Annotated in this window: 25 protein-coding genes; 17 read left to right on the top strand and 8 right to left on the bottom strand. The window is 45.7% G+C overall.

Going from position 1 to position 25,853, the window contains the following annotated elements:
• The first annotated feature begins 281 nt into the window (after positions 1-281).
• Positions 282-1,259: an RpnC/YadD family protein gene (locus AC04Q6_RS10635; protein ID WP_118071348.1), complete on the top strand. Its 978-nt coding sequence runs from the start codon at positions 282-284 to the stop codon at positions 1,257-1,259.
• 255 nt (positions 1,260-1,514) lie between these two features.
• Here AC04Q6_RS10635 and AC04Q6_RS10640 read toward each other — a convergent pair whose 3' ends face one another.
• Both AC04Q6_RS10640 and AC04Q6_RS10645 read right to left on the bottom strand, forming a co-directional pair.
• Positions 1,515-2,159 (bottom strand): phosphoribosyltransferase, encoded by a 645-nt coding sequence (locus tag AC04Q6_RS10640; protein WP_021977133.1) that lies wholly within the window; start codon positions 2,157-2,159, stop codon positions 1,515-1,517.
• Between the two features lie 308 nt (positions 2,160-2,467).
• Positions 2,468-2,920, bottom strand: coding sequence for an Hsp20/alpha crystallin family protein (locus tag AC04Q6_RS10645; RefSeq protein ID WP_118071347.1), 453 nt, complete (start codon positions 2,918-2,920; stop codon positions 2,468-2,470).
• Positions 2,921-3,534: 614 nt separating this feature from the next.
• Here AC04Q6_RS10645 and AC04Q6_RS10650 point away from each other — a divergent pair.
• Positions 3,535-5,166 (top strand): glycoside hydrolase family 36 protein, encoded by a 1,632-nt coding sequence (locus AC04Q6_RS10650; RefSeq protein ID WP_242997059.1) that lies wholly within the window; start codon positions 3,535-3,537, stop codon positions 5,164-5,166.
• Positions 5,167-5,181: 15 nt separating this feature from the next.
• On the opposite strand, the gene AC04Q6_RS10655 is transcribed toward AC04Q6_RS10650, so the two are convergent.
• Positions 5,182-6,027: an AraC family transcriptional regulator gene (locus tag AC04Q6_RS10655; protein WP_118071346.1), complete on the bottom strand. Its 846-nt coding sequence runs from the start codon at positions 6,025-6,027 to the stop codon at positions 5,182-5,184.
• Positions 6,028-6,106: 79 nt separating this feature from the next.
• On the opposite strand from AC04Q6_RS10655, the gene AC04Q6_RS10660 reads away from it, so the two are divergent.
• The 3 genes from AC04Q6_RS10660 (at position 6,107) to AC04Q6_RS10670 (ending at position 9,349) form a co-directional block, all read left to right on the top strand.
• Positions 6,107-6,742, top strand: a complete 636-nt coding sequence (locus AC04Q6_RS10660) for a YczE/YyaS/YitT family protein (RefSeq protein ID WP_147343506.1) — start codon at positions 6,107-6,109, stop codon at positions 6,740-6,742.
• Positions 6,743-7,083: 341 nt separating this feature from the next.
• A complete protein-coding gene (locus tag AC04Q6_RS10665; protein WP_118071345.1) occupies positions 7,084-8,208 on the top strand; it encodes an aldo/keto reductase in 1,125 nt (374 codons plus the stop codon).
• Between the two features lie 49 nt (positions 8,209-8,257).
• Positions 8,258-9,349, top strand: a complete 1,092-nt coding sequence (locus tag AC04Q6_RS10670; protein ID WP_118062320.1) for a PTS sugar transporter subunit IIC — start codon at positions 8,258-8,260, stop codon at positions 9,347-9,349.
• A gap of 114 nt (positions 9,350-9,463) precedes the next feature.
• Here the strand turns inward: AC04Q6_RS10670 and AC04Q6_RS10675 are convergent, their stop codons facing one another.
• Complete coding sequence (locus AC04Q6_RS10675) at positions 9,464-10,555, bottom strand: DnaJ C-terminal domain-containing protein (RefSeq protein WP_118062321.1); 1,092 nt, start codon at positions 10,553-10,555, stop codon at positions 9,464-9,466.
• Between the two features lie 370 nt (positions 10,556-10,925).
• On the opposite strand from AC04Q6_RS10675, the gene AC04Q6_RS10680 reads away from it, so the two are divergent.
• Together AC04Q6_RS10680 and AC04Q6_RS10685 are read left to right on the top strand one after the other, a co-directional pair.
• A complete protein-coding gene (locus AC04Q6_RS10680) occupies positions 10,926-11,879 on the top strand; it encodes a hypothetical protein (protein WP_021977141.1) in 954 nt (317 codons plus the stop codon).
• A gap of 61 nt (positions 11,880-11,940) precedes the next feature.
• A complete protein-coding gene (locus AC04Q6_RS10685) occupies positions 11,941-12,852 on the top strand; it encodes a LysR family transcriptional regulator (RefSeq protein WP_118062322.1) in 912 nt (303 codons plus the stop codon).
• An 88-nt stretch (positions 12,853-12,940) separates the two neighbouring features.
• On the opposite strand, the gene AC04Q6_RS10690 is transcribed toward AC04Q6_RS10685, so the two are convergent.
• Complete coding sequence (locus tag AC04Q6_RS10690) at positions 12,941-13,459, bottom strand: nitroreductase (protein WP_021977143.1); 519 nt, start codon at positions 13,457-13,459, stop codon at positions 12,941-12,943.
• 247 nt (positions 13,460-13,706) lie between these two features.
• On the opposite strand from AC04Q6_RS10690, the gene AC04Q6_RS10695 reads away from it, so the two are divergent.
• Together AC04Q6_RS10695 and AC04Q6_RS10700 are read left to right on the top strand one after the other, a co-directional pair.
• Positions 13,707-13,979 (top strand): acylphosphatase, encoded by a 273-nt coding sequence (locus AC04Q6_RS10695; protein ID WP_021977144.1) that lies wholly within the window; start codon positions 13,707-13,709, stop codon positions 13,977-13,979.
• 4 nt (positions 13,980-13,983) lie between these two features.
• The gene (locus AC04Q6_RS10700; protein WP_119248182.1) at positions 13,984-14,679 is read left to right on the top strand and encodes a YjjG family noncanonical pyrimidine nucleotidase; all 696 of its coding nucleotides are present in this window, start codon (positions 13,984-13,986) and stop codon (positions 14,677-14,679) included.
• Between the two features lie 11 nt (positions 14,680-14,690).
• Here AC04Q6_RS10700 and AC04Q6_RS10705 read toward each other — a convergent pair whose 3' ends face one another.
• Entirely contained in the window at positions 14,691-15,932 is a 1,242-nt protein-coding gene (locus tag AC04Q6_RS10705; RefSeq protein WP_244832821.1) for a CdaR family transcriptional regulator, read from the bottom strand.
• Between the two features lie 397 nt (positions 15,933-16,329).
• Between AC04Q6_RS10705 and AC04Q6_RS10710 the strand changes: the two genes are divergently transcribed.
• Positions 16,330-17,460, top strand: a complete 1,131-nt coding sequence (locus AC04Q6_RS10710) for a glycerate kinase family protein (protein ID WP_119248003.1) — start codon at positions 16,330-16,332, stop codon at positions 17,458-17,460.
• Between the two features lie 174 nt (positions 17,461-17,634).
• On the opposite strand, the gene AC04Q6_RS10715 is transcribed toward AC04Q6_RS10710, so the two are convergent.
• Positions 17,635-19,428 carry a flavin reductase gene (locus tag AC04Q6_RS10715; RefSeq protein ID WP_021977148.1) on the bottom strand — a complete coding sequence of 598 codons (1,794 nt, stop codon included), beginning with the start codon at positions 19,426-19,428 and terminating at the stop codon, positions 17,635-17,637.
• Between the two features lie 216 nt (positions 19,429-19,644).
• On the opposite strand from AC04Q6_RS10715, the gene AC04Q6_RS10720 reads away from it, so the two are divergent.
• From AC04Q6_RS10720 to AC04Q6_RS10735, 4 genes are all read left to right on the top strand, one after another.
• Complete coding sequence (locus AC04Q6_RS10720) at positions 19,645-20,280, top strand: Crp/Fnr family transcriptional regulator (protein ID WP_021977149.1); 636 nt, start codon at positions 19,645-19,647, stop codon at positions 20,278-20,280.
• Between the two features lie 95 nt (positions 20,281-20,375).
• Positions 20,376-20,867, top strand: coding sequence for a GNAT family N-acetyltransferase (locus AC04Q6_RS10725; RefSeq protein ID WP_021977150.1), 492 nt, complete (start codon positions 20,376-20,378; stop codon positions 20,865-20,867).
• Between the two features lie 22 nt (positions 20,868-20,889).
• Entirely contained in the window at positions 20,890-21,456 is a 567-nt protein-coding gene (gene mnmM / locus AC04Q6_RS10730; RefSeq protein ID WP_021977151.1) for a tRNA 5-(aminomethyl)-2-thiouridylate-methyltransferase MnmM, read from the top strand.
• A 56-nt stretch (positions 21,457-21,512) separates the two neighbouring features.
• The gene (locus tag AC04Q6_RS10735) at positions 21,513-21,785 is read left to right on the top strand and encodes a DUF1294 domain-containing protein (protein ID WP_021977152.1); all 273 of its coding nucleotides are present in this window, start codon (positions 21,513-21,515) and stop codon (positions 21,783-21,785) included.
• Between the two features lie 30 nt (positions 21,786-21,815).
• Here AC04Q6_RS10735 and AC04Q6_RS10740 read toward each other — a convergent pair whose 3' ends face one another.
• Entirely contained in the window at positions 21,816-22,529 is a 714-nt protein-coding gene (locus AC04Q6_RS10740; RefSeq protein ID WP_119248004.1) for a YczE/YyaS/YitT family protein, read from the bottom strand.
• A 377-nt stretch (positions 22,530-22,906) separates the two neighbouring features.
• Between AC04Q6_RS10740 and AC04Q6_RS10745 the strand changes: the two genes are divergently transcribed.
• The 3 genes from AC04Q6_RS10745 to fabD all read left to right on the top strand — a co-directional run bounded on the left by AC04Q6_RS10745 (position 22,907) and on the right by fabD (position 25,843).
• Positions 22,907-23,872 (top strand): beta-ketoacyl-ACP synthase III, encoded by a 966-nt coding sequence (locus AC04Q6_RS10745; protein WP_119248005.1) that lies wholly within the window; start codon positions 22,907-22,909, stop codon positions 23,870-23,872.
• A gap of 101 nt (positions 23,873-23,973) precedes the next feature.
• Positions 23,974-24,918 carry an enoyl-[acyl-carrier-protein] reductase FabK gene (fabK, locus tag AC04Q6_RS10750; RefSeq protein WP_119248006.1) on the top strand — a complete coding sequence of 315 codons (945 nt, stop codon included), beginning with the start codon at positions 23,974-23,976 and terminating at the stop codon, positions 24,916-24,918.
• 4 nt (positions 24,919-24,922) lie between these two features.
• On the top strand, positions 24,923-25,843 hold the full coding sequence (gene fabD / locus AC04Q6_RS10755; RefSeq protein ID WP_021977156.1) for an ACP S-malonyltransferase: 921 nt from the start codon (positions 24,923-24,925) through the stop codon (positions 25,841-25,843).
• Positions 25,844-25,853 lie beyond the last annotated feature (10 nt).

Here is a 25,853-nt window from a genome sequence, read left to right on the forward strand (position 1 = left end):
GGGAGGAAAGGCTGAGATTGTTTGTGGTTTGACGGGAGGTTGAGAGCGTCGCCGCGTTGCTGGACGCCTGGAGGGATGTCGAATTTTTGGGATGGTTTTTTGTGGTGTTGTGATGGGATGTGTGGTATGATTTATGTATCTTATAAGATCTGGCCATTTATTTGGTTTCTTTTGGCTTCAATGTCTGAAGCGTTTTTTCAAAAATATTTATAAAAACTGTATACAGGGTTTCTGCAGTGTTTGTTTGATGGTATAATTATAGATACCAGAAGGAGTATTGTTTGAGTGATAATACGATTTTTGATGATGTTTTTCGTACTATGATGGAGAAGATGACGTTTCTGGTCGTGCCTTTGATCAATGATGTTTTTCATACGTCGTATCCGGCTGATGTGGAGATTGTGCAGTTGCGTAATGAGTATCAGCGGGTGGATGGTGAGATTATTACGGATTCGCGGTTGTTGATCGGAAATAAGATTTATCACATAGAATGTCAGAGTACGGATGACACGACGATGGCTGTACGGATGATTGAGTATGATTTTGCAACTGCTGTTGAATTTGCAAGGAAGCAGGGACGGAGGTATCGGATGGAGTTTCCACGTTCTTGTGTGTTGTATCTGAGAAGTGGTAGCAATACGCCGGATTTTCTGGAAGTGGATGTGGTTTTTCCGGATGGAGAATGTCATTTGTACAGAGTGCCCACGATTAAAGTTGATAATTATACAAAAGATAAGATATTTGAGAAGAGTCTTCTCATGCTGCTTCCTTTTTATATCATGAGATATGAGAAAAGAGGGCATGAGATGAGTGAGGATCCGCAACTTTTTCAGGAATTGCTGAATGAATATGAGGTGATCCGGAGTAAACTGGAAGTGGAGATTACTGAAGCTGGAAGGTCTGAACTGTTCAGTGATCTGATTGGACTGATCACTCGGATATCTGATTATATTTTCAGAAACGAGGAGAAAGTCCGGAAAGGAATAGGTGAGGTTATGGGCGGACATGTTCTGGAACTGGAATCTGAGAAAAGGGCAAGATTGCTTGCGGAAGCTAAAGAACAGGCTGAAGCATTGGGATTAGAACGAGGAATGGCTCAAGGAATGGCTCAAGGAATGGCCCAAGGAATGGCCCAGGGTGAGGAGCGTCTTAGTGTTCTGATCAACAGGCTTATCCTTGATGGCCGGGGTGATGAGATTCAGAAGGTTGTTACGGATAAAGAAATGCGTGAAGCCATGTACAGAGAATATCAATTATAAGCAGAAATCATAAAGAGGAAGCCATAGGGATATCGATGTTATCTATGAAGCATTGGTTAATATATGGCTTCCTCTTTGTTTGCAGATTCGGGTCAAGCGGATATTCGCAATCCGCTTCGCTACGTAGCTCTACACCAAATAACTGCTCCGCAGTTTATCAGGAGAAGCTTGCACTCCTCCTGATACAAGCAAGTCCCCACCCACTGCTTATTGCTTTTCGCAACCCCGCAGGGGACTTACTTGATTTGGTTAAACTTATAATACAGAATATCCATAGCTGCTGACAATGGCATCGATCTTTTGACGGCTTTTGCACAGTGGGCAGTTATCGGAGCGGTAGGAGTGGTAGTCCGGGATGTCTCTGGCCTGGAAAATAGAGTGGACAGGGAGGGTGGCTACGCTGTCTACGCTGCTGTAGATGGCTGCGACACCGCGAATCTTGCCACCGTAATAGAGAATGCTTTCGATGGCACGGTTCAGTGTGGAACCGGTGGTAATGGAACCGTTGAGGATGAGGATGTTTTTACCATTGATCATCGGCTCATAGTTGTCGCGGAAGATCATCTGTCCGGTGCTGTTGAATTCCGGTGTGATGACGTAAATGGTCTGGTGAGCGTTCATGGAAAGTACACCGGCTTTGGTCAGTTCTTCAGCGAGATAGGCACCGATCACTTCAAGTCCGTCCATGCAGACGATGGTGTCTACCGGAATGGATGCTTCATAATTTGTTGCGAGAGTGGCTGCGATACGTTGCGCTTCGGCGCATCTGGATTTCATGGTGGTGAGGTCCAGATAATGCGTGATATGAGACTGAGAAGTTACGAAATGTCCCGGAATCATTTTCAGCTGAATGCGGCTGTCACTACGTGCATAGATTTTAATCATTTTGTCCTGATCCATAATAAAAACCTCCTGTCATGATCGTGTTTTACGTGGCTGTTCAGGAGTATTGTCCTGAAAGATTGCGAAACAGATTTAGTTAATGTGCATATTATACCATTAACTTCAAAAAAATGGAATAATGTACTGCAAAATATACAAAAAAATATTCTGAAATACTAATAACTTTGTTAAAAAATGCCCGATATTATGAATTTTTTGACAATGAGAATGCAGCGAAGTGGAATGCGAGTGGCTGGTGTTATGTATAAAAAGAGGAGGAGGGGAATCACTGTGGATTCCCCTCCTCCTGTGAAAGTGAGTCATTGTTATCCTTCAATAGATACATATTTGTCAGCTTCGATTTCTTCGGCTGCTTTTTTCGGAACGGAAAGTCTCAGAACACCATTCTCGAATTTAGCATGAACATCTTCGGTCTTTACGCCATTACCAACATAGAAGCTTCTGCTTGTGCTGCCTGCATAACGCTCACGGCGGATATAATTGCCTTTTTTATCTTCCTCATCTTTATCAAGGCCTTTGGCAGCGGAGATAGTAAGATAACCATCTTTCAGCTGTACCTGAACTTCATCTTTCTTAAATCCAGGAAGATCTACATCCAGTTCATAGCCTTTATCAGTCTCACGTACATCAGTTTTCATAATATTTTTGGCATGTTTGCCATAAAGAGGATTCTTGCCGCCAAAGAAGTTATCTCTGAAACCAAAATCATCCATCCAGTCATCAAATAAGTTTTCTCCAAATACACTCGGGAACATCATAAGTCATTTCTCCTTTCAAATTGAAACGCCGTTCCGGCGGATCGGATCAAGGGGATCCAGCTGTTGTCGGTCTTACCATTGCGGTTTATTCCGCTGTGGTGATGTCTTAGTTATCTGGAACATCCGGAAGCTCTTCTTTTTTTCTCTCTTCCTTTGTTCTATATGTACTATAACACGTATTATTAGCACTGTCAAGCCTTGAGTGCTAATTTTTTTGTGAAGAATTTGTGAACGGTAAAATGAAAAAGTAACTTCCACCCTTAGTCATATCAAAGACACGGATTGAACATTCTGCAATGTTATAGAAACTTTAAAGCATAGAAAAAAGAAAAAAAATCAATATAATAAGGCATATAGATGACATGCGTTGAAGAAAAATTTTAACCAAATCAAGTAAGTCCCCTGCGGGGTTGCGAAAAGCAATAAGCAGTGGGTGGGGACTTGCTTGTATCAGGAGGAGTGCAAGCTCCTCCTGATAAACTGCGGAGCAGTTATTTGGTGTAGAGCTACGTAGCAAAGCGGATTGCGAATATCCGCTTGACTATGTCATTTTGGATTGGACTGACAATAAAAGGATGTGCTGAATAGTTGGAAAAATGCAGGAGGAGAAAGAAATGAAGAAAAAATATGCAGATTTTAAACTGGGTGTACCGGATTATGTAACTGTGGAGACAGAAGATGAGAGACTGGTATGCCAGGGAGGACAGCCGACAGTAACGGCCGGTGCGACTACCGTGGAATTTCAGGATGCAGGTGAACATGAGGATATATTTGTCACCTCAGAGGATGCAGTGAGATGTGTAAAACTGAGATGGAATTACAAGATCCCAAAATCCGCCAGATTCCTGGGAGATGCCTGGGAACGTACCTATGGTGATGTGGAATGGCATGGAATGAGCGGTAATCGTTATCTGCCATGGTATTTTTTGGCGAAGCTTTCTGAGAAAGTCCTTTGCTTTGGTGTAAAGGTCCGCCCTTCCGCTATGTGCTGCTGGCAGGCAGATACAAAGGGAATCACATTATTTCTGGATGTTCGCTGCGGTAATACAGGAGTACAGCTGAAAGGAAGAAAGCTGCATGCCGCACAGATCGTCTGCATGGAATCAGAAGGAGCAGATACTTTTGAGACTGCACAGGAATTCTGCAAAAAAATGTGTACAGATCCGATTTTCCCGGAGTTCCCGGTATATGGAAGCAACAACTGGTACTATGCTTACGGCGACAGCTCTGAAGAGGAGATCTTAAGTGATACCGATTACATCCTGAAACTGACCGAAGGGGTAAAAAATCCTCCATTCATGGTTATTGATGACTGCTGGCAGGAGCATCACCGCCTGGACGAATACAACGGAGGACCATGGACAAAAGGTAACGCCAAGTTCCCGGATATGAAAGGCCTTGCAGACAAGCTGAAAGAAAAAGGTGTCCGCCCGGGAATCTGGGTACGTCTGCTTCTTAATGAGGATGAGAACATCCCGGATGAGTGGAGGATTTCCTATAATGACTGTCTCGACCCGTCCCATCCGGACGCACTGGCATATATCCGAAGAGATATCGAACGGATCTGCGACTGGGGATACACTCTGATCAAACATGATTTTTCAACTTTTGATCTTTTTGGAAAATGGGGATTTGAGGCAAATTTAAGAGATAATTCCATGGAGAAATGGCATTTCTACGACCAGACCAAAACCAGTGCAGAAATTGTAAAAATGCTTTATCAGGAAGTTTACGATGCTTCCCGCAGTAATAACGCAGTGATCATCGGCTGCAACACTATCGGACACCTGGGCGCAGGTCTGATGCACCTGAACCGGACCGGTGACGATACCAGCGGACGTATCTGGGAGCGTACCAGAAGAATGGGAGTAAATACACTGGCATTCCGTCTCCCACAGCACAATGCTTTTTATCATATTGATGCAGACTGTGTAGGTATTTTCGGAATGATCCCGTGGGATAAAAACCGTCAGTGGGCAGACGTTCTTGCAAAGAGCGGCACACCACTGTTTGTATCCGCAAAACCTGGAGTTCTGAACCCGGAAGAATTTGAGGAGCTTCATCAGATCATGCTGCGGGCATCAGAACAGAAAGAGCATTTTGTTCCACTTGACTGGGAGGAGATCGACTGCCCGGAAGTATGGGGAGAAAACGGCGAGACCATCACGTACGACTGGTATGATAACGAAGGTCCGACCATGGATGCGACAGTAGAATACTACAATGCAAAGGTAGTTGTTCCGTAAATCCGAAGAAGTGATTCAGCAATCCAGAAGATCCTCGGCATGATGATATTTTTCCCGGTATTCCCGGGGCGTCATGCCGGTTTCTTTTTTGAAGGCGCGGGAAAAGGCAAAAGGATTCTGATATCCGCAGGAGATCGCCACGCTGGATACAGGGATATCTGTGATCGTCAGAAGTTCCCGGGCATTGATGATCTTGGCTGAAGTCAGGAAAGCCTGGGGCGTGGTTCCAAGATGTTTTTTAAAAAGTCCGTAAAGGTGACTGCGGCTGATATGCAGATAGTCAGCAACATCGGTCACAGTAATATCCTGAAGCGGACTTTTTTTGATGTAATCAACAGCCTGTGTGATATAAAAATTTTCGTTGGATTCCATGGTCGTGTAGGAAGCGTGAAATTCTTCCTCCAGCATGGCGATGATCCGGTAAAGACCGCTCTGGATATAAGCTTCGCTGGAAGGTGTCAGCTGTGGATGGGTCATCATTTCAAGAATGGTTTCCTGATAGGGAAGAACAGAATCCAGCTGCTGGATCGGAGTTTCCTCGGTAAGATGGCAGTGTTCACAAAGCATGGGAGCATTTTCTCCGTTGAAACAGATCCAGATATAAGTCCAGGGATCAGAAGGTTCTGCCTTATAGAGAGAGCTGGTCACAGGAGGAATGAAAAAGCACTGTCCGGCTTTTATGGTATATTTCCGGTTATTCATGTAGAAATAACCCTGTCCGCTCAGCACAAAGTGAATGGTATAATACCGCCGGACACCCGGACCATAGGATTGTTCTGGTGTACATTTTTCCCAGCCGCAGGAAATAAGATGAAGTTCTTTTGATGAAGTCTGATGGTTCAGGACCTGTTTGTTTTCCATGGGAGTTTTCTGCCTTTCGATGCATGGTTATAGGGTAATATCAGTTTAAAATATTTGAACAGAGGTGTAAAGAAGAAAGATGAATTCATTAACGGTAAAAAGAGTTCTCATGACATTTGCAGGGATTTTTCTGGCGGGGGTCAGTGTGGCCATTTTCAAGGCATCAGATTTTGGAACAGATCCCAATTCCTGTTTTGTGATGGGGGTGTGGAATCTTGCGGGAATAAAATACAGTTATGTTTATATTGCCATCAATGCACTGATGTTGCTGGGTGTGTTCTTTCTGGACCGGCATTTTATCGGACTTGGAACTGTGTTGAACCTGTTTTTTATGGGAATTATCGTGGAAAAAGGTATGCAGCTTTTTGACAGGTATCTGCCGGAGAGGACATTTGGAGTGAGAGTACTTCTGATGTGCATCGCTGTTGTAATGATGTGTTTTGCGTCAGCGCTGTATTTTACCGCAGATATGGGTGTTTCCGCCTATGATGCCTATGCACTGATCCTGGATAAAAGAACCCGGATCCCTTTCCGCATGTGCAGGATCGGGACGGATGTGATCACAACTGCGGCCGGATTTTTTATGGGGGCGGTTGTTGGGGCCGGAACTCTTGTTACCGCATTTTTTATGGGCCCACTGATCGAGTTTTTCAACCGGACAGTGGCAAGGCCGTTTCTTTATGGAAAAGAGAAGAAACAGATACGGAAGCAGTAAAACAAAAGGCAGTTGTCGTGCGATAAACGTGCGGCAGCTGTTTTTTTGTATAAAACTCCGCAGTGAATGTAGCCTGCAAATATCTGCCTGACCGGAAAAAATCTTTATCTGCGAGGGGAAGATCGGACCAGTTGGCCAGACACAATTAAGGCATTGTCTTGACACTTGTAAAAGAAAAAGGTTTACCACCGGGAGAAATACCGTTATAATAGGAGAAACGCAGGTTTTTTTCCTGCAGTAAAAATATAACAGTCCGGGAGATATCCGTGTCGGAAATATTGCTTATCTGATGATATTGATATGGAGAATTTTCCGGGATGTAATAAGAAGGGAGGAAAAATATGGCATATTTAGGCGAAGAAATTAAAAAACTTGGTTTTGGTCTCATGAGACTTCCGCAGAAATCCGAAGGTGTGATCGATGTGGAGCAGACCAAAGTCATGGTAGACAAATTTATGGAAGCCGGATTTACTTACTTTGACACTGCGTGGGCTTATGCAGGAAGTGAAGATGCTATCCGCGAAGCTCTGGTAGAGCGTTACCCGAGAGAAAAATATCAGCTTGCAACCAAGATGGCAGCCTGGATCAACTGCAAGATAAGAGACGAAGCTCTTGCACAGTTTAAAACATCTCTGGAGAGAACAAAAGCCGGATATTTCGATTTCTATCTTCTCCACAATCTTGGAGAACACAGAACAAAATATTTCGATGAGTACGGTTTATGGGACTGGATCCGTGAGCAGAAAGAGGCCGGACTGATCAAACATGCAGGATTTTCTTTCCATTCCACACCGGAAGAACTGGAAGCAATCCTTATCGCACATCCGGAGATGGAGTTTGTACAGCTGCAGATCAACTATGCAGACTGGGAAAATCCGGCAATCCAGTCAAAAGCCTGCTACGAAGTTGCCAGAAAACACGGCAAACCGGTAGTGATCATGGAGCCTGTAAAAGGCGGCATGCTGGCAACGCCTCCGGAATCTGTGGAAAAGATCTTAAAGGCAGCAGAGCCGGAAGCATCCACAGCATCCTGGGCGATCCGTTTTGCGGCAAACCTGGAGGGCGTGATCACCGTACTTTCCGGAATGAGCAACATCGCGCAGATGGAAGACAACCTTTCCTTTATGAAGGACTTTAACGGTCTTACGGAAAGCGAGAAGGAAACTCTGGACAAGGCAAGAGAGGCGATGAGCAAAATTCCTCTGATCCCATGTACAACCTGTAATTACTGTGCAAAGGTATGCCCGATGGAAATCGGAATCTCCGGTTCTTTCACAGCGATGAATTACCTGACACTGTACGGAAACAAAGCTGCTGCAGCGCATCAGGAAGAATGGCTGGTAGGAGGCCGTGGCAGAAAGCGCGCAGACGAATGTGTAAAATGTGGACAGTGCGAGGAAGTCTGTCCGCAGCATATCTCTATCCGTGAGGAACTGGAGAAAGTCAGCGAGACTTTTTGCAAATAAAAGAACTGATCCGACGGGAAACGGATCAGGGTAAGGAGAGAGTTTTAAAATGGAAAAATTCAAAGCATTTCTGAAGCGGAAAGATATCGAGATCTCCCTGAAGAGATACGGTATCGATGCACTGGGTGCTATGGCGCAGGGACTTTTCTGCTCCCTGCTGATCGGTACGATCATCAATACCCTTGGCACACAGTTTCACATTCCGTTTCTGACGATGACCGTTGCAACAATTAATGAGATCCCATATACAGTTGGATCTCTGGCATCAGCAATGAGCGGCCCGGCTATGGCAGTAGCGATCGGCTATGCCCTGCATTGTCCGCCGCTGGTGCTGTTTTCGCTGATCACGGTTGGTTTTGCATCCAATGCACTTGGCGGAGCAGGCGGACCTCTGGCAGTACTGTTTGTTGCGATACTTGCAGCTGAGATCGGCAAGGCCGTTTCCAAGGAGACCAAGATAGATATTCTTGTAACGCCTCTTGTAACCATCGGGGTGGGTGTAGGCCTTTCCGCATGGTGGGCACCTGCCCTTGGAAAAGCTGCCATGAAAGTGGGAAGTATAATTATGTGGGCAACGGACCTGCAGCCGTTCTTTATGGGAATCCTGGTTTCTGTATTTGTGGGAATTGCACTGACACTGCCGATTTCCTCCGCTGCGATCTGTGCGGCTCTGGGACTTACCGGACTGGCAGGCGGTGCCGCAGTAGCAGGATGCTGTGCACAGATGGTAGGTTTTGCGGTTATGTCCTTTAAAGAAAACAAATGGGGCGGCCTGGTTTCTCAGGGAATCGGAACATCCATGCTCCAGATGGGAAATATCGTCAGAAATCCGAGGATCTGGATCGCACCCATCGTAACCTCTGCCATCACAGGTCCGATCGCTACCTGTCTGTTCAAGCTTCAGATGAACGGAACAGCAGTATCCTCAGGAATGGGTACCTGCGGTTTTGTGGGACAGATCGGTGTGTATACAGGATGGATGAATGACATTGCGGCAGGAACCAAGACAGCTGTCACAGCTATGGACTGGGCGGGACTTTTCCTGATCTCCTTCATTCTTCCGGCAGTTCTCTGCCCGCTCATCAATATGTTTGTACGTAAACTTGGATGGGTAAAAGACGGAGATATGACATTGTCATAAATGAAGAGTAATTTATATCAGATTACCTTGTAAAATCAAAAAAAGAGTATCACAGAAACTCCCTGATAAAGATGAGATCTGTGATACTTTTTTTATTTAACCGATATTCACTATTTACGCTACATGTGACCCGGTGGCATTACTCCGTTCCAGTCCACATGCCTTCGCATATTCATGAAGTTTCTCCTTCGCGGTATAATTCAGATTCTGTGGAACCTGGATCTGGATGGTTACATACTGATCACCACGGACGGACGGGTTCTTCATGGAAACGATGCCTTTTCCTCTGAGACGGATCTTGGAGCCGGACTGCATGCCTTCACGGATCTTGCAGATAACATTTCCATAAAGTGTTGGAACAGTAGCTTCACCGCCGAAAACAGCTGTTGTGTACGGGATGGAAATGGTAGTGTAAACATCGGAGCCCTTTCGTTCATATCCAGGACGGGTTCCTACGGTAACCTTCAGAAGCAGATCACCAGGCTCGCCGCCACCGGTTCCTGGCATACCTTTTCCTTTCAGGCGGATGCTCTTGCCGGTATCGATACCTGCCGGAATGTGAACCTGTAATGTCTGCGGTGCACCGGAGCTTCCGTCCGGGCTGGACAGAGAAATCCTTTTATCTGCACCAAAAGCGGCCTCATCGAAGGTAACGTTGATGCTGGCCTTCACATCGGAGCCTTTCTGAGGGAAATCCTGCTGATGGAATCCGCCAAAGCCGCCGCCACTGTGAAATCCGCTTCCTCCAAAGCCGCCGTGGAATCCGCCACCGTTACCGGTGAAGTGCTCATAAGTGCTGTTTCCGCCAAAGCCATGGCCTGTGCTGTGACCGCCGTGGAACATATTTCCAAAGATATCACCAAAGATATCATCCATGTTTTCACCATTAAAGTGAAATTCCTGATAGCTGCCATTGCCACCACTCTGGAATCCGCCGAATCCACCGGCACCTGCACCGGCTCCCGGATCAGCGCCCGCCTCAAAAGCAGCGTGACCAAACTGATCATACATTTTTTTCTTCTTGGGATCTCCAAGAACGTCATAGGCTTCATTTACTTCCTTAAATTTATCTGCGGCATCCGGATTACCGGCGTTGGTATCCGGGTGATATTTTTTTGCCAGTTTACGGTATGCTTTTTTTATTGTTTTCTCATCTGCGTTCCGGTCAATGCCCAGAACATCGTAATAATCTCTTTTTACTGCCATGGTATTCACCTTCCCTTATATAATTATAGATTATAGTCTGCAGCATTCCAGGTGAGTAATATCCTTCTTAAGGAATAGACTTTCCGGAGTGCCATATATCGAACATATGCGTACAAAATTCCCCGGGAAGATTCCCGGGGGTATTACTTTTATCCTGTTCTACATGTAATATAACACTACTAATTAAAAGTGTCAATACCTGCACTGTGGAAAGACCATTTTGGACTGTAATGAGAGATATGATTCTTACAGATGTCAGCACAAAATATGATATAATATTGCCATAAATTCCGGCGGTGGTCCATAAAATAAAAAGCAGACAGAACCGCAGAACAAAGAACGACACAAAAAAGAAAAGGAGGCGTAAAATATGAAAAAAAGAACTCTTCTGTCCAGGAGAAAGGCAGTGAAATGCCTGACTATTCTGGCTGTTATGTTTGCAGCAGCTATTCCGGCAACAGCCCGGGAGGCGAAGGCAGCAGCAGGAACTACCTTTAAAGTTAAAGTCTCTGACGGCTATCTGGCTCTCAGGAGTGAGAAGGCTTTTGACAAAAGTAATGAAATTGGTCAGTTGAACACTGGAGATCTGGTGGAAGTTACAGACCGGAAGGACCCAACCTACTGGTATGCATATGTTCCAAGATTGGATAGATCCGGATATCTGGACAAAAATTATATCCAGGTAGCAGAGAGTACCGCTGCATCCAATGATTCCTGGACTGTGAAAGTAAAGAGTGGCTATCTGGCACTTCGAAACACTGCTGCATATAATGACAGTAATGAGATTGGGCGTCTGAATACCGGAGATATGGTGCTTGTAAAGGACAGCAGTGATTCAACCTACTGGTATGTATATGTGCCGAAGCTTGATAAATCCGGTTACGTAGATAATCGGTATATTTATAACAGCGGACTGTGGACCGTAAAAATAGAAAAAGGTTATCTGGCACTCAGAAATCAGGCTGCCTATAATGACAGTAATGAAATTGGCCAGTTAAATACCGGGGATACCGTACAGGTAAAAGATACAGCCGATGAACATTACTGGTATGTATATGTACCGAAGCTTGATAAAACTGGTTATGTTGATAAGGAATATCTTCTTGGAGGAGCCGGAACGGCGATCCAGTCTATGACTGTTAAAGTAGACAAAGGCTATCTGGCACTTCGAAGTGAAAAAGCTTATGATAAAAATAATGAGATTGGCCAGTTAAATACCGGAGATACGGTTGAGCTCATTGAAAAAGAAGACAGTACCTACTGGTATGTGTTTGTTCCGAAACTTGGAAAAGAAGGATATGTAGATAAAAATTATCTTAAATAAATGTTTTACACCAGGCGGATCAGAAATGTCCGCCTGATATAAAGTACAGGGAGGCAAACAGATGACTCTGGCACAGCTCAGATATACCATAGCAATTGCAAAAGCCGGATCTATGAACGAGGCAGCCAAAAGCCTTTATATTTCTCAGCCAAGTCTTTCCACGGCGATCCGGGAACTGGAGGCAGAAACCGGGGTTGAGATCTTCAGAAGAACAAACCGTGGAATTGCCGTGACACCGGCGGGTGAAGAATTCCTGGGGTATGCAAGGCAGGTAGTAGAACAGTACGAACTGATGGAAGCCAAATATATCTCCAAAGAACAGTCCCGAAAAAAATTCAGTGTTTCCATGCAGCATTATACTTTCGCGGTCAATGCCTTTGTGGAGCTGGTAAAACAGTTTGGCATGGATGAGTACGAATTTGCAGTCCATGAGACCAAGACACATCAGGTGATCGAGGATGTGCGGAACTTTAAAAGTGAGATCGGGATCCTCTATGTGAATGATTTTAACCGCAAAGTACTTACAAAAATGTTTCACGAGTATGGATTGGAGTTTCACGAACTTCTCAACTGCAGGATCTACGTTTATATGTGGAAAGGCCATCCCCTGGCGAAACGCGAGAAGATCACACTGGAAGAATTGAAGGAATACCCCTGTCTGTCTTTTGAACAGGGAGGAAATAACTCCTTTTATTTTGCGGAGGAGGTTTTGAGCACATATGAGTATAAACGGCTGATCAAGGCCGATGACAGGGCCACGATGCTGAACCTGATGGTAGGTCTGGGCGGATATACCTTGTGTTCCGGTATTATCTGTGAAGATCTGAACGGTTCCGATTACTGTGCGGTTAAGCTGGATTCCGATGAGATCATGACCATCGGGTATATCGCAAGAAAAGGTGTTAACATCAGTGCTCTTGGGAAAAAATATCTCGAGGAGATTTCCAGATATAAAGATAAGGCGCTGAAATAAGAGAAAATAAAATCTGACAGATTTCTGCATAATACACGGCGATGTGTAAAATGCAGATCTGTCAGATTTTTTGTACATATTCAGACGATCAAACGCGGATCACAAAGCCCTCTTTACGAGGTTTTGCAGCCGGATACTCGCAGTCGCGGTATCCCAGAACACAGTGGCCGACACCGATATATTCATCCGGAACTCCCCATTGTTTCTTCAGTTCTTTTCCCTCTTCGGAATCAAAAACTTCTTTTGCACGGTGGATCCAGCAGGAATCTACGTCAAGAGCATGTGCGGCATTCATGAGATTTCCCATCACAAGGCTTCCGTTTTCCACGCAGGTGCCCATTTTGCTGTCGGAGAAGACGATGATCACAGTTGGGGCACCGTAGAACGGATCTGAGGTACTGCCCATAACAGCTGCGTTCATTTTGGAAAGTTTTGCAACCAGTTCCGGATTCTGTGTTACTACCATAAGGGTACTCTGCTGTCCCATGCCACTTGGTGAATATTCTCCGGCTTCCAGGATCATATCCAGAGTTTCCTGTGGAACAAGGTCTTTTTTGTAGGCGCGGATACTTCTGCGCTCCAGCATGTTTTTGATGCTTTCGTTCATAATGATTACCTCCTGATGCTAAATTCTGTTGAAAATATTTCCTGCAAAAGAAAGCAGTTTTCTTTTTATCCTGATAGAAATTATTATAACGCAAATGTTTATGGTTTCCAATAGATAGAAGGATATAACTTTACAACTTATAAAGAATTATTATATAATCGGGATAAGATATTCCTGCGGTGGGCAGGAGAATTTTGGGTGGAGATACAGAGACGGAATAGTTGAGACAGAAGATACGAGGTGCCAGATGGAGAAGATACGAAAACATTTTTATTTTTCAGGAAGAGTACAGGGAGTGGGATTTCGTTACCGCTCTTATTATATTGCACAGTCCATGGGGCTGACCGGCTGGGTAAAAAATCTCTGGGATGATCGTGTGGAGATGGAAGTGCAGGGAACCAGAGAGGAGATCCGGGAGATGGTAGAGCGCCTTTCTCAGCAGAGTTTTGTGGAGATCGAGGGTATTGAATCGAAAGAGATCCCCCTTGAGGATGAGTTTGGATTTCATGTGAAAGGATAGTGAAATGATCAGAGCTGTTTTTATGGATATTGATAATACGTTGCTGGATTTTGATGCGGCGGCACAGGAAGGCATGGCCCATTGTTTTGAAGATGCAGGCCTCATCTATAAGCCGGAGATGTTTTCGGTTTTTAAAGAGGAGAATGACCGGATCTGGAAAAAGATCGAACAGGGGATCCTGACCATGGATGATCTTCCCTATGTGCGCTGGCAGGCGATTCTTAAGAAGCTTGGGCTTGAGGCAGATGGCGTAGCTATGGAGATGCTGTTCCGGAAATGTCTGTTTTACAGCGCGGTTCCTATGGAAGGGGCAAAGGAGATCCTTGATCATTTACAGGGAAAATATATTCTGTGCACGGCCAGCAACGGCCCTTATGAGCAGCAGATCTGCAGGCTGAAAAAAGCCGATATGCTGAAAGATTTCGATCATTGTTTTGTATCTGAGAAGATCGGTGTGGACAAGCCGGATGTACGTTTTTTTGAACGATGTCTGGAACAGCTTCCGGGAATCAGGGCAGAGAAATGTATGATCATAGGGGATTCCCTGACTGCTGATATCGCAGGCGGACAGGCAGCAGGGATGGAGACCTGCTGGTTTTGCCGGGAGAAGAAGGAAGAGTCGGAACTGGAAAATGTGAGAAGAACGCATAAAGCAGATCATGTGATAAAGCGGCTGGAGGAACTGAAAGACCTTCTGTAAAAATGGGCCTTTTATTCCAGCTCCAGCGCCAGATACAACAGAACAGCGTCCCGGAATTTCCGGGGATTGAGACCACATTTTTTATAAATGTGGTTTAATTTATATTGAAGAGTATTTTTGTGGAGAAAAAGTTTCTCTGCGGTATCAGCCAGAGACATTTCCAGGGAAAAATAAGTTCGCAGAAGTTCCTTTTCATCCAGAGACAGCTGATGAATGGTTTTTCCGGAAAATTCTTCACGGTCATCCGGAGACACAGAAGAGAGAACGATTTCCAGAGTGAGATCATCGAAAACGGCATAATTTTTTGCACAGACATGGTCAGTAAGAGGCCGGTGAAAGTTAAGGTTTCGCAGGGCAGTTTCCGCAGTAGTCAGGGAAAGACCAAGCTGATACAGTGGTACGGACCGGCCAACAGCAACGGCCAGAGTGCCAGCATGCTTTTTCGCAAAATCACGAAGTGTTCCGGAAAGAGCAGAAAAACCGGAACTGTCTGTAACAGCGAGATAATCTCCGGGATAGCGGAAGGTGTACAGCATGATCCCGATGGTCTTGAAAAAATTCTGGATCTGATGTTCTGAAAGAACAGACCCAATGCCGGAATCTGAGTCATGAGTTTCTGCCTGGAGAGAAGATTCCCGTGAGAGATTTGGATTTTCGGTATCTGTCCGGGAAGCAGGAGTTTCCTGGGATTCCAAAATTCTGTGGTCAATCTTTACGGAGAGATTTTGACTGGAAGCAGCCGGATACGTATGGAGCAATATCAGTCGCTTGGGTGTATCCGGATCGATCTGAAATTCCCTCAGACATTTCAGAAGATATTCCGGATTCTGAGTGTCTCCGTGGAGCAGGGAACTGATGACAAACTGTTTTTTGTCCGCCTGATGCCGGCTGTACTGGCCAAGTTCCTGTTCACGGATCAGAAGGCTGGTGATACGCTGTGCCAGAAAGGCGTACTTGCGTACTTTTTCCGGGGAACCGGTGATCCCGATCACAGCCAGAAGACGGTCTTCATGATAAAGAGGCATGTTGATCCCCTGTCGGGTTCCTGTAAAATTGTCAGATTCAGCCACTTCGATGGTAGTACCGGTTACAGCTGCCTTCCGTCCAATCTCATGAAAAGCTCCGATCCGGGCAGCGTTGGTGCTGGCAATAATGGTGCCGGACGGATTGATGAAGTTGATATCATAACTGCAGACGTCCTTGATCGTGTTGACGATCTGCTGGGCGAGCGTGTGGCTGATGTGTGTGATCATGGAATCCTCCTGGAAAAGTTAACCAAATCAAGTAAGTCCCCTGCGGGGTTGCGAAAAGCAATAAGCAGTGGGTGGGGACTTGCTTGTATCAGGAGGAGTGCAAGCTCCTCCTGATAAACTGCGGAGCAGTTATTTGGTGTAGAGCTACGTAGCGAAGCGGATTGCGAATATCCTTTTGACTGTGCTTTCTTTGGGTCAGTATATCATATATGGTTTATAGCTTCAATTTGAATATGTTATTTATAACAATAAAATATAAAAATTATTTAAAAATATAGTATATATAATATATACATACAGGCTTAATTTTATTATGATTAAAAACAAAAGCAGGTTCACCCGAACTGTAAACGAGGATATTTGATTTATATAAAAATTTTCACAGGAGGAAAATACAATGAAGGTAGTAACAGCAATCGATTCTTTTAAAGGCAGCATGACATCCATGGAGGCAGGGTTTGCAGCAGCAGAAGGCATCCATTGTGTAGACGCAGAGGCTGAGGTTCTTGTAAGACCTCTGGCAGATGGCGGAGAGGGAACAGTAGAAGCTCTTGTTGCGGGAATGAATGGAAAAACAGAGCATGTAAAAGTTACAGGTCCTCTTGGAGAGCCGGTGATCTGTGAGTACGGCATTATTGAAAGTACAAAGACCGCAGTGATCGAGATGGCCGGTGCAGCAGGAATCACACAGGTTCCGGACGAAAAAAGAAATCCTCTTTATACTACAACCTACGGCGTCGGTGAGGTGATCAAAGATGCCATCGAAAAAGGCTGCCGCAGATTTATCGTGGGTATCGGCGGAAGTGCCACCAATGACGGTGGTGTGGGAATGCTTCAGGCACTTGGCTATGCATTTCTGGACAAAGATGGAAAACAGGTTCTTCCAGGCGCAAGAGGACTGAAAGATATCACAGAGATCACAGATGCCTATGTAATTCCGGAGCTTGCAGAATGTAAATTCCGTGTTGCCTGCGATGTAACCAATCCTCTTTGCGGAGAGCTTGGATGCAGTGCCATCTACGGACCGCAAAAAGGAGCCACACCTGAGATGATCCAGGATATGGATCAGTGGCTGGGCGCTTATGCAGAGCTTGCAAAAGAGCGTTTTCCAAAAGCAGATCCAAAGTATCCGGGAACAGGAGCAGCCGGTGGAATGGGATTTGCGTTTCTTACATTTACCGATGCAGTTCTGGAATCCGGAATCAACATCGTACTGGATGAGACAAAACTTGAGGACTACATCAAAGACGCGGATCTTGTGATCACAGGTGAGGGACGCATGGATGGACAGACAGCCATGGGAAAAGCTCCGGTAGGTGTTGCAAAACTTGCAAAGAAATATGGCAAAAAAGTGATCGCTTTTGCGGGCGCCGTACAGCGTGACGCAAGAGCCTGCAACGATGCGGGAATCGATGCATTTTTCCCGATCCTCCGTGGAGTGGTAACTCTGGAGGAGGCCATGAAAAGTGAGAACGCAAAACGGAATCTGGCAGATACCGCAGAGCAGGTTATCAGACTGATGAAATAAGAGAAAGCCGATCTGCAAAGCACAAAAATCCGTCAGATAAAAGATGCTGAAAAGATATCAGATGATAACGCAAAAAAAGACAGGCCATGAATGTCTGTCTTTTTTTGATGGTTTATAATTTGTAAAAACAAGGGAGTTGTAACCGGATAAGATCAGTTGATCGGGATTTTTATCTTATCCTTCGATAGGTTCAAAATCCACAGCGCCATGTTTGCACAGTGGGCAGATGATATCTTCCGGAAGTTCATCGCCTTCATAGATATATCCGCAGACTTTGCATACCCAGCCTTTTTTGCCTTCAGTCTGTGGCTGTGGTTTTACATGTTTCTGATAGTAGGTGTAAGTCATGGTCTCCTGATCGTTCATGACACGGGCCTCTGTGACGCTGCAGATGAACATTCCGTGAGTACCAAGATCTACGTAATTTTCCACTTTCAGAGACATGAAAGCATTGATATATTTGTCCAGGAATACCAGTCCATTGTCAGAGTGGTTCACTTTCTGGCCTGCAAATTTATCGGTGCTTCTGCCGGACTGGAATCCGAACTGTTCAAAAACAGAGAACGGAGCTTCTATAGACAGACAGTTTACGTTCATGATACCGGTCTGCTGGATCACGTGGTGAGAGTAGTTGGCCTTGTTGATGTTGACAGCTACGCGGTATGGATTGTCAGTAAGCTGTGTAACGGTGTTGACGATCAGGCCGTTGTCCTTTTTGCCATCGTTGGAAGTTACCACATAGAGGCCGTAACCGATGCGGAACAGAGCGGTCATATCACTCTTGTTGGCAAGATCATCGCTTTTTGCAATGTATTCCTGGCAGAGTTCATCAGCCATGGATTCCATCTGTTTGCGGTTTTCTTCGTTTACTGCGGACATGATCTTAACGGTGGTATTCAGCCAGTTGATCTTTTTGCACTTGGAGAGCATCTCTTTCATGACTTTTGCTGCCAGCGGTGCCCAGGTTCCGTTTTCAATCAGACCTACGGTACGGTTCTGGAAGTTGTGTTCTACCAGACGGGTGATAAAGTCGTTCATAAACGGATAGATGCTTGCGTTGTATGTGGTGGTTGCCAGAACCAGTTTGGAGTAGCGGAAAGCGTCGCTCAGTGCCTGAGACATGTCATCTCTTGCAAGGTCATAGACAACAACGTTTGGACATCCTTTGCTGCGGAATTTGTCAGCCAGCTGCTGAACCGCCGCTTTGGTGTGACCGTATACGGAAGTGTAGGCGATCACGATTCCGTCATCCTCTGGTGTGTAGGAAGACCAGGTATCATAAAGACTGATATAATGTCCCAGATCTTCAGTAAGAACCGGTCCGTGAAGCGGGCAGATGGTCTGGATATCCAGAGTTGCGGCTACTTTCAGAAGGTTCTGCACCTGTACGCCATATTTTCCAACGATACCGATAAAGTATCTTCTTGCCTCATCGTCCCATGGTTCTTCCACATCCAGGGCACCGAATTTTCCGAAACCGTCTGCGGAGAAAAGAACCTTTTCTGTGCTGTCATAAGTAACCATAACTTCCGGCCAGTGAACCATCGGCGCAAATACAAAAGTCAGGTTGTGCTTTCCAAGAGAAAGAGTTCCACCATTATCTACGATAACCTGCTGGCCTTCCAGATCCAGGTCAAAGAAATTCTGCATCATGGCGAAGGCTTTTTTGTTGGAGACAACGGTGGTGTCCGGATAAACTTTCATGAAGTTGGCGATGTTGGCTGCGTGGTCCGGTTCCATATGCTGTACGATCAGATAATCCGGTTTCCGGTCACCCAGAACCTGCTGAATATTATCCAGCCATTCGTGGGTAAAATTGGCATCTACGGTATCCATAACTGCAACTTTTTCGTCCAGGATCACATAGGAGTTATAGGACATGCCGTTTGGCACTTTGTACTGGCCTTCAAAAAGGTCAACCTGATGATCATTAACGCCTACATATTTGATAGTATCTGTGATTTTCATGAGCAATTCCTCTTTTCTTTCTATGGTGGATTTATTTATGTGACTGTGTTTTGTTTGTTCCTTAACTTTGATAAAAATATAACAGATTTTACTGACAAAAACTGTTGCAAATACAACAAAACAGGGGAAATTTTCCAGACTTTACATTTTTTCTGTGCTGGTATAAAATCAGAAACATGTACGGTTCATCTGGCTGGTGAGGAGGGGAGGAAAAACATGGAGCACATTACTTTATTTACGGATATTTTGCCCGAAGAACAGGAAAGAATGCGTGTCTGTTTCAAAGTCCGGGAGGCTGTTTTTCAGAATGGAGAAACCATTATGGAATATTCCAGTTCTATGAAAAAGATCGGGCTGATCCAGGAGGGACGGGCGGTGCTTTACTGCTGTGATGAAGATGGAAATGAGTATGTCATCGATGAACTGAATAAGGACAGTGTATTTGGTGAACCGTTTTTGCTTCCGTCGGATTCCCAGCATTATTATGTGTGCGCTGCCACGGAGACGAGGGTGATGTTCATTGATTATGAGCATGTGATCAAACGCTGTGAAAATGCCTGTCATCATCACAGCCAGATGGTCAGCAATCTTCTGCAGATGACGGCCCTTCACTCCAGACAGCAGACGGACCGGATCTATATGCTTTCCAGATCTTCCACCAGGAAGAAGCTGATGGCTTATCTGCATTCCCTGGCTGCGGAGAAAAATACCGGGAAGTTTAAACTGCCCATGTCCTATACCGCACTGGCCCAGTATTTAAGTGTGGACCGAAGCGCCATGATGCGTGAGATCAAAAACCTGTCTGATGAGGGTGTGATCAAAAGAGACGGCCGGAATGTGGAATTACGATAAACGGGCGGGTTGACTGAGAATGTATGCTTTACAGAGATAAAACCGGGTCATGGTTTTTGGAAGAGTCCCGGATCCTGACCGGAGAGGAGATAATTATGAATATTACAGTAAGAAAATACGAGGAAAAAGATCTTCCGGATCTGATCCGGATCTGGAATGAAGTGGTGGAAGATGGCGTGGCTTTTCCACAGGAAGAATATCTGAATGAGGAAACCGGAAAGGCATTCTTTGCGGAGCAGACCTATACAGCGGCTGCAGTGGATGAGGAGAGCGGAAAAGTTTACGGCCTTTACATCCTTCATCCGAATAATATCGGAAGATGTGGACATATCTGCAATGCCAGCTATGCGGTAAGCAGAGATTCCAGAGGACTTCATATCGGAGAAAAACTGGTATCCGACTGTCTGATCCAGGGAAAAGAGCACGGTTTTGGTGTTCTACAGTTTAATGCGGTTGTGGCATGTAATGTCCATGCAAGACATCTTTATGAGAGACTTGGATTTACACAGCTTGGGGTGATCCCGAAGGGCTTCCGTATGAAGGACGGACATTATGAGGATATCTGCCCGTATTATCATGAACTGTAAAAAATCTTGAAAGGATTTTGGTATGAAAAATCTTCAGATCACCGCATACACGCAACATTTTATCCGGCAGCAGGTCATGCCGGGAGACATTTGTATTGATGCAACGATGGGAAATGGTAACGACACTGTATTGTTGAGCAGACTTGCGGGAGAAAATGGACGTGTTCTGGCATTTGACATTCAAAAACAGGCATTGGAACACACAGAAGAACGCCTGAAAAAGGATGACTGTCCGGAGAATTATCAGCTGTTCCTGGATTCCCATGAGAACATGGCAGCCTATGCAGAAGCAGAAACCGTATCCTGTATCACCTTTAATCTGGGATATCTTCCAGGGGGAGACCATTCTGTGGCAACCAGAGCGGACAGCAGCAAAAGAGCAGTGGAAAGCGGCCTTACGCTTCTGAAAAAAGGCGGCCTTATGACGATTTGTATTTACAGCGGTGGGGATACCGGATTTCAGGAACGGGATGCGATGCTTTCATTTATCCGTCAGCTGGATCCTCATAAGTATCTGGTGATCCAGTCGGAATATGTAAACCGGCCAAATAATCCGCCCATACCGGTGCTGATCATTAAACTGCAGTGAATACAAGAATCTGCTACTGTCCGAAATATAGGACACAGAGCTCGGAGGGAGATATCATGAACGATTACATATATTATTATCTGCTTGCAGTGAATATCCTGGCTTTTGTACTTTTCGGAGCCGACAAGCAGAAAGCCCGGCGTAATGCCTGGCGGATTCCGGAGAAAACCCTGATCCTGAGTGCTGTCATCGGTGGCAGCGTTGGAGCTATCCTGGGCATGCGTTTTTTTCACCACAAAACCCGCAAAGCCAAATTTGCGATTGGTGTACCGGTAATACTGTTGGTGCAGATCGGTGCAATGTGCCTGGTGCAGTGGGCGATGAAGTAAAATAAAACAGCTGCCGTATGGCAGTGGAGATCAATACTCCACGCCTGCGGCAGCTGTCATTTTTTTCATAAAAAGGCGATTGAAGACCGCGATAACACGGCCTACGCCAAGTACAGCGATCACAGTTCCAAGGCCGATGCCGATCAGCTTATGAGCGAAGAGCAGGCCAATGGAAGTGGTAAGGCAGATATTAAAGAGGTCGAAACAGTTCTTGGTGAACCCAACAGATTTCCCGATACAGTCGGAAATGGCCTGTACGATCCCGTCTCCCGGGTTGGGGATGATACGCATGTTCAGAGACATGGCGGCACCAATCCCGGTAAGGATGATTCCGGCGGCAAGGACCAGAAGTCTGGATGGCATATTGTCAGAGGGTGTCGGAAGCAGTGCGGAAAACAGATTCATAAAACGTGTAAACACAAGGCTTAAAGGCAGCTGAAGAAGGTCCATTACAAGCACCAGCTTCAGATCCCGGTGTGCTGCCGGAGCAATGGCACCGCCTGCTTCCCCGGAATATCTGTGGTTTCGGAAGATATGTAAAACAATCTCAACTACAACAAATGCGGAATATAAAAGGAAGGTAATATTACCAAAATTAAATCCTCCAATGGTGGCGATGCTGTAGGCCACAGAAATGATCGGGGAGACACCCAGGCCCGATTTGGTGTTCAGGATGATCCCCAGCACCAGGATCAGAAGACCGGCAACGTAGAAGACGATCCGAAGGAACAAGTTCTTTTTCATTTCTTATCACACTCTCTTTCAGCAAAATATAAGATATCAGATGCAAAGAGGTTAAAAGTTGTTCATGTCTGCACGATAAGAGCAGGCTTTTACTTCTGATTTTGCATTATAACAATCATAGCACAAAATTCCATTCATACCAAACCATAGTCCCATCTGACAGGATATCCACGATTTTTATAAGAAATTTCCTTCTTGACAAATACTTTTATGATGATATAATTTGATAATCAAAATATTTTAAGATAAAAGATAAATCAGAGAACAGCAGTATAGATTAATCCAGCCAGGAGGCCATTGCATAAAAGCATAAAAGCAATGTTCACCGGATGAGATCTTTTACAGGCTGATGTAAGACAGATATCATGGAGAAAAAGATGACAGGTAAAATATGTGGAACAGGTTCCTGGGTCCCGGATAAGGTGTGGGATAACAACGATCTTGCCAGAATGGTGGAAACCAGCGATGCGTGGATCCGTGAGAGAACCGGCGTGGTACAGAGACATATTGCAAAAGAAAACGAGGATACCGTGACAATGGCAGCCCGGGCAGCGCAGAAGGCGCTGGAAGATGCAGGTATGAAGGCGGAAGAAATCGACCTGATTATTGTAGCAACGATCTCTCCTACAGAGATCATGCCCTGTGTGGCATGTGGTGTACAGGAGCAGATCGGAGCGGAAAATGCTACCTGCTTTGATCTGAATGGAGCCTGTACGGGATCTCTTCTGGCACTGAACACAGCGCAGGCATACCTGGCCCAGGGAATTTACCGGAGTGCCCTTGTGATCGGTGCAGAAAAACTGTCCGGTTTAACGGACTGGACGGACCGTGGTACCTGCATCCTTTTCGGGGACGGCGCAGGAGCAGTTGTGCTGAAAGCAGAAGAGGGTGGCAAATATGCACAGGTAACCCATTCCATTGGAAAAAAAGGCGGGGCACTTACCTTGCAGAGCAGAAATCAGATCTGTTACGAAAATAATCCCAAAGCAAAGGAAACCTACATACAGATGAATGGAAAAGAAGTGTTTACCTTTGCGGTATCCAAAGTACCGGAAGCGGTGAAGGAGCTTCTTTCCAGAGAGCAGGTTCCCTGTGGGGATATCCGCTATTATCTTCTCCACCAGGCAAACGAGCGGATCATCCGTTCTGCGGCAAGGCGGCTGGGCGAAGACATTTCCAGGTTTCCCATGAACATGGACAGATATGGAAATACGTCTTCCGCAAGCCTTCTGATCCTTCTGGATGAGGTGAAGAGAAGCGGAGAACTGCAGAGAGGTGATAAACTGGTCCTTGCAGGATTCGGCGGCGGACTGACGTATGGAGCGAGTTTGATTGAGTATTAAATGAGAAAATCAAAGTCCCGATTAACGGACTGTTAAAACTATGAGTAAGTAGAAAAGTGGATTGCAAATATCCGCCTGACTCAATTTCCCGGAGGTAAAAAATGAAAACAAGAGTTACAGAATTACTTGGTATCGAATATCCAATCATTCAGGGTGGTATGGCCTGGGTGGCAGACCATCACATTGCGGCAGCAGTATCCGAAGCAGGAGGCCTGGGACTGATCGCGGCAGCAAACGCACCGGCAGAATGGGTACGTGAGCAGATCCGCGAAGCAAAAAAACTGACAGATAAGCCTTTCGGTGTAAACATCATGCTGATGAGTCCAAACGCCGATGAGGTTGCGAAGATCGTAGTGGAAGAAGGCATCAAAGTGATAACAACCGGTGCCGGAAGCCCGGAGAAATACATGGAAGCATGGAAAGCTGCAGGAGTAAAAGTGATCCCGGTCGTTGCATCCGTAGCTCTTGCAAAAAGAATGGAGCGCTGCGGCGCAGATGCGGTGGTAGCTGAGGGAACCGAGTCCGGTGGACATATCGGTGAGACAACTACCATGGCGCTGGTACCACAGGTTGTGGATGCGGTAAAGATCCCGGTGATCGCGGCAGGTGGAATCGCAGATGGCCGTGGGATTGCGGCGGCTTTTATGCTGGGTGCAGAGGCTGTACAGATGGGAACCCGTTTTGTTGCCACACAGGAATGTAATGTACATGAAAACTATAAGCAGTTTGTCCTGAAGGCAAAAGATATCGACACAAGAGTAACCGGACGTACCACAGGTCATCCGGTCCGTACCTTAAGAAATCCCATGACAAAGGAATATCTGGAAAAAGAAGCAGCAGGAGCATCTTTTGAAGAGCTGGAGCTTCTCACACTGGGAGGTCTTCGAAAGGCGGTTGTCGACGGTGATGTAAAAACCGGAAGCGTGATGTCCGGACAGATCGCAGGTATGGTAAAAGACATTCCCACCTGTAAAGATCTGATGGCAAGACTGATGGCGGAGACAAAAGAAACAGTCAGAAAAAACAGTTTTCTTGCGGAGGAATAAACAGATGGGAAAAACAGCATTCATCTTTCCAGGACAGGGCGCACAGAAAGCCGGGATGGGAAAAGATTTTTATGAGAAATATGATACTGCAAAAAAGGTTTTTGATTCTGCCAGTAAGTGGCTGGATCTGGACATGAAAGCACTCTGTTTTGAAGAAAATGACAAGCTTGATCTGACGGAGTATACACAGGCAGCGCTGGTCACCACCTGCCTCGCCATGGAAAAGGTCGTAGAGGAGATGGGACTTCATCCGGATGTAACTGCAGGCTTAAGCCTTGGTGAGTATTGTGCCATCGAAGCAGCAGGCGGCATGGAGCTTTGCGATGCCATTACAACCGTAAGAAAAAGAGGAATCCTGATGGAACAGGCAGTTCCGGCAGGAAAAGGAAGCATGGCGGCAGTTATGGGAATGGAAACAGAGAAGATCGAGGAAGTGATCGCAGACATTTCAGATGTCAGCATTGCCAATTATAACTGTCCTGGTCAGATCGTGATCACAGGACTTGCAGAGGCAGTTGCAGAAGCTTCTGAAAAACTGAAATCAGCTGGCGCAAGAAGAGTGATCCCGTTAAATGTCAGCGGTCCCTTCCACTCCGCAATGCTTATTACAGCAGGAAAAGAGCTGGGGAAGGTTCTGGAGGGTATCACACTCCACCAGCTTAAAATTCCATATGTAACAAACGTAACCGCAGAGTATGTGGAAGATCCATCCGAAACAAAGGCACTTCTGGAAAAACAGATCTCATCTTCCGTGCGCTGGCAGCAGAGTGTGGAAAACATGATCCGCCAGGGAGTGGATACCTTCGTGGAGATCGGACCTGGAAGAACACTGGCCGGGTTTATGAGAAAGATCGACAGAAATGTAAAGGTATATAACATCCAGACTGTAGAAGACGCAGAAAAAGTCTGCCAGGAACTTAAGTGATCAGAAAGGA

The sequence above is a fragment of the Blautia sp. HA9023 genome (assembly GCF_056504095.1).